11 protein-coding genes are annotated in these 11,505 nt (G+C 58.6%); 2 read left to right on the top strand and 9 right to left on the bottom strand.

What is annotated here, in order from left to right; all coding sequences use genetic code 11:
• Positions 1 to 7: 7 nt before the first annotated feature.
• The 9 genes from AC2FLU_RS16800 to iolG form a co-directional block, all read right to left on the bottom strand.
• Positions 8 to 766, bottom strand: coding sequence for an SDR family NAD(P)-dependent oxidoreductase (locus AC2FLU_RS16800; RefSeq protein WP_496715416.1), 759 nt, complete (start codon positions 764 to 766; stop codon positions 8 to 10).
• Positions 763 to 1,569, bottom strand: a complete 807-nt coding sequence (gene iolB, locus AC2FLU_RS16795; RefSeq protein WP_480518586.1) for a 5-deoxy-glucuronate isomerase — start codon at positions 1,567 to 1,569, stop codon at positions 763 to 765. Before iolB ends, AC2FLU_RS16800 begins: the two co-directional genes overlap by 4 nt.
• Before the next feature lie 48 nt (positions 1,570 to 1,617).
• Positions 1,618 to 2,799, bottom strand: coding sequence for a phytanoyl-CoA dioxygenase family protein (locus tag AC2FLU_RS16790; protein WP_480518584.1), 1,182 nt, complete (start codon positions 2,797 to 2,799; stop codon positions 1,618 to 1,620).
• A 47-nt stretch (positions 2,800 to 2,846) separates the two neighbouring features.
• Entirely contained in the window at positions 2,847 to 3,746 is a 900-nt protein-coding gene (gene iolE / locus AC2FLU_RS16785) for a myo-inosose-2 dehydratase (protein ID WP_480518582.1), read from the bottom strand.
• Positions 3,743 to 5,575, bottom strand: coding sequence for a 3D-(3,5/4)-trihydroxycyclohexane-1,2-dione acylhydrolase (decyclizing) (iolD, locus tag AC2FLU_RS16780; RefSeq protein WP_496809175.1), 1,833 nt, complete (start codon positions 5,573 to 5,575; stop codon positions 3,743 to 3,745). The genes iolE and iolD overlap by 4 nt, the downstream gene beginning before the upstream one ends.
• Before the next feature lie 151 nt (positions 5,576 to 5,726).
• Entirely contained in the window at positions 5,727 to 6,548 is an 822-nt protein-coding gene (locus AC2FLU_RS16775; RefSeq protein WP_480475274.1) for an ATP-binding cassette domain-containing protein, read from the bottom strand.
• A 1-nt stretch (position 6,549) separates the two neighbouring features.
• Positions 6,550 to 7,656, bottom strand: coding sequence for an ABC transporter permease (locus tag AC2FLU_RS16770; RefSeq protein WP_480475272.1), 1,107 nt, complete (start codon positions 7,654 to 7,656; stop codon positions 6,550 to 6,552).
• A 68-nt stretch (positions 7,657 to 7,724) separates the two neighbouring features.
• Positions 7,725 to 8,645: a sugar ABC transporter substrate-binding protein gene (locus tag AC2FLU_RS16765; protein WP_496809176.1), complete on the bottom strand. Its 921-nt coding sequence runs from the start codon at positions 8,643 to 8,645 to the stop codon at positions 7,725 to 7,727.
• Positions 8,646 to 8,769: 124 nt separating this feature from the next.
• A complete protein-coding gene (gene iolG / locus AC2FLU_RS16760) occupies positions 8,770 to 9,783 on the bottom strand; it encodes an inositol 2-dehydrogenase (protein WP_480554164.1) in 1,014 nt (337 codons plus the stop codon).
• On the opposite strand from iolG, the gene AC2FLU_RS16755 reads away from it, so the two are divergent.
• Positions 9,736 to 10,005 (top strand): hypothetical protein, encoded by a 270-nt coding sequence (locus AC2FLU_RS16755; RefSeq protein ID WP_480476954.1) that lies wholly within the window; start codon positions 9,736 to 9,738, stop codon positions 10,003 to 10,005. The two genes, iolG and AC2FLU_RS16755, sit on opposite strands and share 48 nt — an antisense overlap.
• A gap of 367 nt (positions 10,006 to 10,372) precedes the next feature.
• Positions 10,373 to 11,505, top strand: a 1,133-nt coding sequence (locus tag AC2FLU_RS16750) for a tyrosine-type recombinase/integrase (protein ID WP_496809177.1), incomplete at its 3' end; no start/stop codon positions are given.

Raw genomic sequence — 11,505 nt, 5'->3', positions numbered from 1 at the left:
TTCGTCCTCAGATCGAACCCCCCTCGACCATGAAGTTGCCCGCGCTGCACATGGCGGCGTCGTCCGAGGCCAGAAACAGCACCATGCGCGCGACATAGACAGGCTCAATCGGATCGGGCAGGCATTGGCGGTCGACCTGTTTGGCCAGCGCCTCGGGCGTGACCCAGAGGTTCTTCTGGCGCTCGGTCATGATCCAGCCCGGCACCACCGTGTTCACACGAATGCTGTGATCGCCCAATTCGCGCGCCATGGTGCGGGTCAGGCCATGCACCGCCGATTTGGCGGTGGCATAGGCCGGAAAACCTGCCCCGGCCTCCCACCAGGAATTCGATCCTATGTTGACGATCGAACCTGCGCCCTTGGCGATCATACCCGGGGCCACAGCCTGAATGGCAAAGAACATATGGCGGATATTGGTCGCCATCCGCTCATCCCAATAGTCCGGCGTCACCTCGCGCCAGTCGTGGCGGTCATCCTGGGCGGCGTTGTTGACCAGCACATCCGCCTCGCCCAGCTCCTCGACCAGTTGCTCCAGCGCAGCCCGCGTCCCTTCGATATCGCGCAGGTCACATTGCGCAAAGGCGTGTTCACCGTCCAGGTCCGCCAGCAGAGCATGGCCCGCATCCGCATTGATATCCAGAAACCCGACCTTCGCCCCTTGCGCGGCAAAGGCGCGAACGGTTTCCGCACCAATTCCCCCGGCCCCGCCCGTGATGATAACCGTTTTGCCCGCAAGGCTAGGGTAATTGGCGAAGTCTTGGCTCATCCGTCACGCTCCATGATCCATTCGACCTCAGGGGCCAGGGCAAACCGCCATTTGCGCAGGGGGCCCGCCATGACGTTCAGGTAATACATCTCAAACCCATAGGGCGCGCCGCAAGGGTGATGGCCGCGCGGAACAGTCACAACATCGCCATCGGAGACAGCCATCGTCTCATCCAACTGGCCATCATCGGTATAGACCCGCTGAATTCCGAACCCGTTGGCCGGGTTGAGGCGGTGATAATACGTCTCTTCCAGATAGGTGATGCGGGGAAAATCATCCTCATCATGTCGATGACTGGGGTAAGAGGACCAGTGCCCATTGGGCGTAAAAACCTCGGTCACCAGCAGGCTGTCGGCATAATCCTCGTTCTCCATCGCGATATTGTTGATATATCGCGTATTCACGCCCTTGCCGCGTTCGGTCAGGGTGATGCCATCCGGCCCGATCCGGCGCGCTTTGTGGCCGCCCTTGCTCGGGGCCGAGCACACCGCCACAACGCAGTCGGTTTCCGCCACAGCCTCCCACTCGGTTCCGTTGGGCAGATACAGGCTATGCGGCGGTGTCTTTTCGAACACTTTCATCCGACCGCCCAACACGCCCCAGTCCTGCCCGGCCCCGGTGATCCGCGCCTTGCCTTCGACCATCACCAGAATGACTTCGCGGTCTCCTGTCGCCTCGGCCGCCCGGTCGCCCGCTTGCAGATGATAGAGCCCAAAACCTACATATCGCCATCCGGCACTGTCCGGGGTGATGTCATGTACTTTGCCACGGGTTCCAATAGGCTTCTTCAGCAGATCTGCCATTCTTGTTCTCCTTATTGGGCGGGCCTAAACGGCCCGCCTGTATTGCCCTCAGGCCGCTTGCCGTGCTTGCAGGGCCAAAAGCGCGGCAGACAGCTGAGCCTCGGCCCACCCTTCCGATACGGCCCTGTGCAATATGTCGGCCTGGCTTTCGGGCGCGTTGCCACCAATCGGCGGGTCGGTGTCCAGATTGGTCGGGAACGGATAGCCCTCAGCCGTTGCGGCAATAGCGGCATTCAGCTCTGCCGCACTCAGCGCCCCCCGTTGTTTCAGGGCGACCAGCGACGGAAACACCGCCTGCGACATGGACTGCCGGTCAACCATCTCCATCGCGCGGCCAAAAGCGGATGAGACCTGCAACAGGTTCGCCATCCGCTGAATATCCGTACTGCTGTTTTCCCCGGCAGCGTGGAACAGCGCCGGGTTGAAGAACACCGCATCCCCCTTCGCAAGGGGCAACTGAATGTAGTTCTCTTCAAAAAACGCCCGGTGTGCCGCATCGTGAAAGGCCAGATATCCCGGCGCGTAAAGCTGCGAAAACGGCAACAGTTTGGTTGGGCCGCTTTCCACGGGCATGTCACAATGCGCAACCGCGCCTTGCAAGGTCAGCGAGGCCGTCACCAGATGGGCATGGGCCGGATACCGGGCGGCGCTGTCGGCGGTTTGAAAGCCCAGATGGTAATCCCGATGCGCCTGCTGTGCCTTGCCGCCGGGGCGCACCTGATTGATTTGCGCGGTCATTTGATAGTTCGGCCCCAGCCACGCCTCGCAAGCCGCTGCAATGGCCACATTCCCGAAATAGAGTGCAAAGCCCTCGGGGTCGCGCAAGCACTGTTTCTGCAATGCGTTCCATATGCGGTCATTCGCGCCCGAGGCCGCGAAGTGGTCGCCTTCTCCGGCCCCGCCCTGACGTTCTTCCACGATGATCTGCTGGAACACAGCCGTCGCCCGGTCGATCACGGACGTATCCGCAAATGCGCCTTTTAGAACGATCACACCCGCAGATTTGTCCAATACGCCTGCCCATTCCGCCAGCAGCGCTTTTCTTTGATCTGCCTTCTCCAGCGCCGGGCGCAGAGCGTGCATATCATAGATCGGAACGTTCTTTTGCACCGATGCGGCATGAGGAACCGCACCGGTTGTCAGGTTTTGCGAAGTCAACACCTTGAATTCATCCAGATCACAGGATTCCCGGTCAAAATAGCCGACATATCCAAGGTCTTGATGTACCATGACAAACTCCTCTTTCATGGCTTCGGTGTTGCCCCGAGGGGCGGTGATTAAACGGTGATCTCCAACCCTGCCTTGCCGCAAACCTCGACGATGTGGTCATAGCCCAATTTGGAGTACTCATAGGGCGGCGCCTTGGCGGGGTCCTGCTCTGCCTCGACCACGATCCAGCCGCTGTAATCCATTGCTTTCAACGCGTTGGCTACGGCCTGAAAGTCGATGCAGCCATCACCCGGCACGGTGAATGCGCCGGCAATTACGGCATCCAGAAAGCTGCGATTGTTCTCGCGCGTGTCCTGCACGATGTCTGGGCGGATGTCCTTGAAATGCACGTGATGCACCCGGTCGCCCCAACGGTTCAGCGTGGCCATCACGTCGCCACCGCCAAACAGCAAGTGACCCGTATCGAAACACAGCTTCAGCTCGGGGCCTGAACCTTGCATCAGCCAGTTCACATCCTCTTCGCTTTCGATGATCGTGCCCATATGATGGTGATAGGCCACCGGCATACCCTGATCTGCCATCCATTTGGCAAGCTCGGTCAGCTTGCCCGCATAGGCCAGAACCTCGTCTTTGGACAGCTTCGGGCGGTCATTGACCGGTGTTCCGATCTGCCCCTGAACGGTATTTGAACACTCGGCGTAAACAATGCAGGGGCTGTTCAGCGCAACAAATTGTTCCACCTGCTCGCGCACGATGGCGATCTCGGCCTCAAGGTCATTGACCAGAGTACTGCCCGAACACCAACCGCCACACAGCGCGATGTCGTTTGCGTCCAGATAGGCGCGCAACCCTTCGGTGTCGCCGGGCATCCGCTGGCCCCGTTCAACACCGGTATAGCCGATCTCGCGCGCTTCTTTCAGCGCCTGCTCCATCGTGTAGGCTGCGGTCAGGTCCGGCAGATCGTCATTCTGCCAGGCAATCGGAGAGATACCGATCTTCACGCTCATTTCGTGTTTCTTTCCTTGATGGCGACCTCATAGGCCGCACGTTTTTCGTTTACTTCCGGACGGATGCTGACCTCGGGCACCGCCACTTCCCACCACGTTCCGCCATATTCGGTCGATGGGTAGGGATCGGTGTCGATCACCACCACATAGGGGCCTTTGATGTCACTTCGCTTGGCCAGTGCCTCCTCAAGCTCGGTGATCGAGCTGACCTTGAGCGCGGTCGCCCCCATTGCTTCGGCATGTTTGGCAAAGTCGATCACCGAATTTTCGCCGCCGATTGCGTGATCCAGCAGGTTGTTAAACTCGGCCCCGCCGGTTCCCATCTGCAAACGGTTGATGCAGCCAAAGCCGCGATTGTCGGTGACCACAACGGTGAACGAAATCCCCATCATCGCCGCCGTCGCCATTTCCGAGTTCGCCATCATGTAAGTACCGTCGCCGGTAAAGCAGATCACGTCGCGGTCGGGCTGGGCCATCTTGATGCCCATCGCACCGGCGATCTCATACCCCATGCAGCTGAAGCCATATTCCATATGATAGGCACCGGAGCGCGGTGCCTTCCACAGCTTGTGCAACTCACCCGGCATCGTGCCCGCGGCACACATGGCAACGGTGTTTTCATTGGCCGCCCGCTGCACGGCACCAATCACCTGCATATCCGTGGGCAGCGCATTGCTGTCTGCGGGCGCGTTGGTCAATGCGTCGACCTTGGCAAACCATTCCGACTTCAGCGTTGCAGGCATATCAGGCGCGCGGTAACCGCCCAACGCGTCGCTCAGTTCACCCAGCCCAACGCGGGCGTCAGACTGCAGCGGCATCGCGCCGTGCTTTGCCGCGTCATAGGCGGCGGTGTTCAGGCTGATCAATTCCCGCTCTGGGTTCGCGAACAATCCCCAAGACCCGGTGGTGAAATCCTGAAAACGGGTGCCGACGCCCAGCACAAGATCCGCCTCGGCGCAGATATCGTTGGCAGGCTCACCGCCGGTGACGCCAATCGGACCAAGGTTCAGCGGATGATCCCAGGCCAGCGCGGATTTACCTGCCTGCGTCTCGGCCACCGGCACATTGTGCGCCTCGGCAAAGCGCTGCAAAGCGGCGGTCGCGTCCGAATAATGCACACCGCCCCCGGCCACGATTACAGGGCGCTTGGCTGCCTTAATCGCGGCCACGGCCCGTGTCAGTTCACCCTCATCCGGACGAATTCGGCGCTGATACCAGACGCGCGGCTCAAAAAAGCTTTCGGGATAGTCATAAGCCTCGGCCTGCACATCCTGACAAAAGGCCAGCGTCACCGGACCGCAATCCGCCGGGTCCGTCATCGTGCGGAAGGCGCGCGGCAGCGCCGTCAACAGGTGCTCCGGCCGGGTGATGCGGTCGAAATAGCGGCTGACCGGTCTGAAACAGTCATTCGCGCTGATGGTTCCGTCCGAGAACACTTCGGGTTGCTGCAAAACCGGGTCGGGACCACGCGTGGCGAACACGTCACCGGGCAGCAACAAAACCGGCAGGCGGTTCACATGGGCCAGCGCCGCAGCGGTGACCATGTTGGTGGCCCCCGGCCCGATGGACGAAGTGACCGCCATCGCCCGCCTGCGCCCCAACTGCTTGGCATAGGCAATCGCGCAATGTGCCATGGTCTGCTCATTATGACCGCGATAGGTGGGCAGGCTGTCTTTCACACCGTGCAACGCCTCGCCCAGACCGGCCACGTTGCCATGGCCGAAGATCGCCCAGACACCTGCGATAAAGGGCTCTCCGGCCTCGTTCATCTGCGCGCCCAGATAGCGCACCAGAGCCTGCGCCGCGGTCAGTCGGACTGTCTTGCTCATCATGATCCCTTTCAACTCAGCTCCGCCTTTGGCGGCCTGCGGGTTTTCTCATTTGCGAAGGTGCCAGCTTTTGTATCAAAGCCTGAAAACAGAGTGGCGTCACGTGCCACCGCCCGATGGATGCCCCATTGGGGCATCCAAGTTCTGTACTTTAAACCGTGCCGCCCAGCGATCCTTCTAGCTCGGCCATTTCCTGACCGCCTGCCATCAGGTCCTGCAACTGCTCTGGCGTGATCTCGCCCCGCGTTGCTGTGCCCAGCGTCTTGCCCCGGTTCAAAACGGTGAACCTGTCACCCACCGCCAGCGCGTGACGCACGTTGTGGCTGATGAAAACCACGCCGACGCCCTGACTGCGCACCTTGTCGATGGTGGCCAGAACGTTCGAGGTCTGGCGCACACCAAGGGCCGAGGTCGGCTCGTCCAAGATCAGGATCTTGGCACCAAAATACACGGCGCGGGCAATGGCAACGGTCTGCCGTTCCCCCCCAGACAAGGTGCCAACAGCCTGATCCGGCCCGCGCAGGTTGATGCCCATCTTGCGCATCTCTTCCATGCAGACCTCATTCGCGTGTTCAACATCGAACCGTTTCAGCAGACCCTTACCCTTGGTCGGCTCGCGCCCCATGAAAAAGTTGCGCGTGACGCTCATCAGCGGGATCATCGCCAGATCCTGGAACACGGTCGCAATGCCTGCCTCCATCGCATCCCGCGGAGTGTCAAAATGCAACGGCTTGCCCTCGAAAAAGATCTCGCCCTTGGTGGGTTTATGTACCCCGGACATGGTCTTGATGAAGGTCGACTTGCCCGCGCCGTTATCGCCCAGCAGGCAGTGGCATTCACCCGGTTTGACGTCGAAACTGACGCCCGCCAATGCGATGATGTTGCCAAAGTGCTTCTCGATATCCTTCATTTCCACGATGGGGGCCTGATCGCCCGCCGCATCGCCGTGGTGGAACTTGGTATCTTCGGTCATATCAGCGCTCCCCGGTTACGCGTTTGCGGATCGCGTTGTTGAACAGAACGGCAATCAGCAGCATTGCGCCCAGGAACACCTGGAACCAGTCCTGATCGAAATCCGTATAGGTCAGTCCGATGACAACCATGCCAAAGATGATCGAACCAAAGAACGCCCCGATGGCCGAGCCATATCCGCCCGTCAGCAGACAGCCCCCGATCACGGCAGCGATGATCGCCTCGAATTCTTTCTGGAAACCACGCCGTGCGTCGGTCGAGCCCGCGTCGATCACCGTAATGATGGCCACCAGTGCAGCGCAACAGGCAGTCAGCATGAACAGAGACACCTTGATCTTGCTCACGGGAACACCGGAATTCGATGCCGCAGTGCTGTCACCGCCCGCCGCGAAAATCCAGTTCCCCGCCGGGGTTCGCAGCAACACATAGGTGGCGGCCAATGCCAGCACGATGAACCACAGGATTTCGACCGGAACGCCGGGCACCTTGGGTGCTCCGCTTTTGAAGGTGTCAATCATGCCATTGGCCGCCAGCCAGGCAAACAGGCTGCCAAAGGCTTCGCCCGAAAAGAACGGCGCCAGCCAGTCGTTTTCAACCACGTCACGCACACCGCGCAACTGGGTCGACCCTCCGGTCGCCGCTTTGAGGCCAACAAGGGACAAGCCACGCAGAATGAACAGGAAAGCCAGCGTCACGATAAAGGACGGCAGGCCAGATCTTATGACGATATTGCCGTTCACTGCTCCGACGAATGCCGCGAATACAAATGTCATGGGGATCGCAATGATCAGTGGCAGATGCCATGTCACCACGCAGACGCCGAAGAACAGGCCCGCAAACGCCACCATCGATCCGATGGACAGATCAAACTCACCACCGATCATCAGAAGGGCCGCACCGATTGCTAGAATGCCCAGCTGTGCCGCAGGTGTCATGAAATTCATGACCCCGGCCAGGGTAAACATCGAATCGTCTGCTGTGATGGCAAAGAAGATGACCACCAGAACGACACCGGCCATCGCACCGAGTTCGGGCCGTTTCATGAGCTTGGTCATGAAAGGTTCTTTCTTGACCCTTTCGTCCCCGGCGATTTGCGCTGAGTCACTCATCGTTTCCTCCCACTTGGGTGGGAGCGGCGCCACCGCGCCGCCCCGTTTAGTTCAGGTTGCGGTATGGATCAGCGGATGCCCTGCGCGGACAGCTCGATCACCTGCGCGGCCTTGTCCTGAGTGATCAGGTTCGGACCCGAAGGAACGTTGCCACCGGGCATCAGGCCGTATTTGGCGTGCAGGCCCATGAAGTTCACCGACAGGTACCCTTGCAGATACTGCTGCTGGTCAATGGCAAAGGCCGCGTCGCCATCCGCAATCGATTGCAGGAAGTTGGCCGACAGGTCGAAGGATGCAACGTTCACATCACGGCCCGACGCTTTGACAGCGGCAACAGTCGGCTCACCGGCCGAGCTTGCACCCAGCGCCATAACCGTATCGACGGCTTCGTTAGCAGCAAGAGCAGCCGAGACCTTCGACTCGATTTCCGACGGATCGTTCGAGGTCGGCAGAACTTCGACATTACCGCCAAAGCCTTCCGCGAAACCTGCGCAACGCAGGTCCAGCGCAACGTTGCCCACTTCGTGGTTCACACAGATCGCGGTTTTGCCCCCCATCGAAGCCAGTTGTTCACCCGCAGCTTTCCCGGCGTCAAACTCGTCCTGACCCACGTGCAGCAACGCACCCAGCTGTTTCGACACATCCGACCCCGAGTTGATCGAGATCACCGGGATGCCTGCGGCAACGGCACGTTCGATTGACGGGCCAAGCGCATCCGCATCCGGGATCGAAACGATCAGGCCATCAGGTTCCTGGTTCACCGCAGCGTCGATCAGCTGCGACATGGCCACCATGTCGAAGGTTTCCGGTGCGCGGTATTCCACATTCACACCGACATCCTTGCCAGCCTGTTCAACACCGTTCTTCACGACGTTCCAGAATGCGTCATTGGCCTGGCCATGCGATACGACCACGATGTCCTGCGCAAGAGCGGGTGTAGCCAGGGCCAGTGCCCCCGCGGCAAGTGCACCTATAACGAATTTCTTCATTTCAGTTTCCTCCCATTGGTTCAGTCTGATCTTCTGTTGGGGTACCGGCCCCAATCATCCGGCTGTGCCGAATCTCAGTGGCTGCGGCGCAGGGCCGAGCTGTCGTTAGTTTGAAGAATTTTGGTCATTTTGCAACCGGTTTCAAAATTTCCTCCATCCGGACGGGCTTTCCCGTCTGCGCTGACAGGGTCGCGGCCTCGGCCATCGCCAGCGCCGCCACACCATCCTGCAACGTGACGGGAACGTTGGAACCGCCGCTGACGGCATCAACAAATGCGGCCCATTCCACGCGATAGGCCGGCATGTAGCGTTCCAGAAAGAAATAAGTCGGCTTTGCGCCCACAACGCCATCTGCCGTCGATTTCACGACGGTGTTTTCCAGCATGTTATGCGCCTGCAACAACCCTTCCGAACCCAGCACCTCGACCCGCTGATCATAGCCATAGGCCGCCCGGCGCGAGTTCTTGATGACCGCAATCCGGCCGTCTGCGTAAGTCATTGTGACCACAGCCGTATCCACATCGCCTGCCGCGCCGATCTCCGCATCCACAAGCGACGATCCCACCGCCGTGACGGTCTGAGGCACATCCCCCATCAGAAAGTTCGCCATGTCAAAATCGTGGATCATCATGTCCCGAAACAGTCCTCCGGACACTTTTACATAGCTGACCGGAGGCGGTGCCGGGTCAAATGACGTGATCGACAACAGTTCGGCCTTGCCGATTTCACCTGCGTCCAAACCGGCCTTCAAAGCTGCAAAATTAGGATCGAACCGCCGGTTAAACCCGATCATGACAGGTTTGCCGCGCCCCGCGACGGCTGTCAGACAGTCTTGCGCCCTCTGAAGGCTCAGATCGACGGGCTTTTCGCACAGAACGGCTTTGCCAGCGCCCGTGGCCGCCTCGATCAGGTCGGAATGCGTATCCGTCGGCGTTGCAATCAGAACCGCGTCAATCTCGGGATCAGCGATTATTTCTTCTGAACTGCGTGCCTCGGCCCCATATTCACGCGCCAGGCTGGCTGCCGCTTCGGGCAGCGCATCGGATACGGCACACAACCTGCTCCCCGGATGGGAAGATATGGCCTGCGCATGAACACGCCCAATACGCCCGGCACCCAGCAATCCGACCCTCAACATGCAGCTCTCCCGAATCTTGTTGTTGTGCGTAACAATGATTTTCTTTGCAACCGGTTGCAATATATTTTTTGCATCGCCCCCGGTTTTGCCAGCGGCTCCCGCAGCCTCAACGCGAATACCGCGCAAAAACCCGGTCTGATCTCAACAGGATTACCCCGCCCGACACGCATTTTCCGCGCAAATGCCAGCCTACGGGAATCCCCCAATATCGCCGCCCGGTGAATCACGTTAGATTGTACTTAAGGAACACATACTACCACTCTGTGACCCCTTAGAGGGGCTGGCATGACCCCCTCGTCCAGCCCCTCATACCACACCAAACAGCCACAAGATCACATCGCGCCGACCAAAGCAGGCGCATGTCCGGTATTGATCTGGTTTGACAATGGCGATCCCTGAAGGACTCGAACCCTCAACCTGCTGATTATAAGTCTTACTACTCTCCTTTCGATGCAGTTCCAGGCACTTCTTTCAAACACCAAATCTCTTTATTTTTATGGAACTTATGGACTACCGCCTACGATCGAGCTCTTGTCAACTCTCTTTCTTGTGCTTACCTATTGCTTATCTAGCGTAGAATACTCTTACGATGCCAAACATCCGACTGACAAAAACAAGCATTGATCGCCTTTTGCCCACAAATCGTGAGGCAATCTATTGGGACGAGAGTTTACCGGGCTTCGGACTGCGGGTGAAAACCACTGGCGTGAAGAGTTTTGTCATTCAATACCGAAGCAAGCAAACTGGTCGGTCGAAACGTAAGACTTTGGGCAAGTATGGGCCAACGCTTTCGCTTGGCACAGCACGTGAGATGGCGAGAAACCTTCTCGCCGAAGTTATCAGAGGTGGGGATCCGGTCTCAGACGGGCAGTTGCTGCGAAAATCGCCAACAGTCTCCTCACTTGCCGAGCAATACTTGACCGAACATGCGGTCCCAAAGAAAAGGCCCGGTAGCGTACGGAATGATCTTTCCATGTTGGAGAGGTACATTTTGCCTAAGCTGGGTGAATTGAAGGTCATTGAAGTGACACACCAGCATATCCAGAAATTGCACAACCAAATGCGCGACACTCCTTATCAGGCCAATCGAACGCTCGCGCTTGCTTCAAAAATGTTCCAACTGTCGGTACGCTGGGGGATGCGATCTGACAATCCCGCGCGTGGTGTTGAAAAATACGTAGAGGAAAAACGTGATCGCTGGCTTTCCGATGCGGAACTTCAACGGCTTCTATTGGCGCTATCCGAACACCCCAATCAGACTGCTGCCAATGCAATCCGCTTCCAGCTTCTGACAGGCGCGCGGATTGGAGAAGTTCTGACAGCCAAATGGGAAGACATTGATCTAGAACGTCGCGTGTGGACGAAACCATCGCATCACACCAAGCAAAAACGGCGAGAACACCTACCTTTGTCTTCGGCAACCACTGCCTTGCTGTCGGAAATGCAAGTGTCGAATACGCTAAACAGCTCATGGCTCTTTCCCGGACGCGATCCTGGGCAGCCGTACAAGGACTTGAAAGGGTTCTGGCGGTCAATAACGAAGTCCGCAGGTTTCGAAAACTACAGGGTACATGATAACCGGCATACACACGCTTCACATCTGGTTTCTAGTGGTTTGAGCTTACCGATAGTGGGCAGGCTTTTGGGACACACGAACCCGTCTACCACGCAACGCTACGCGCACCTCGCAGATGACCCGTTGCGGCAGGCAGCGGATGTGAT

Source organism: Ruegeria sp. SAZD013 (assembly GCF_059612525.1).
This window is presented reverse-complemented; position numbering and strand designations above follow the sequence as displayed.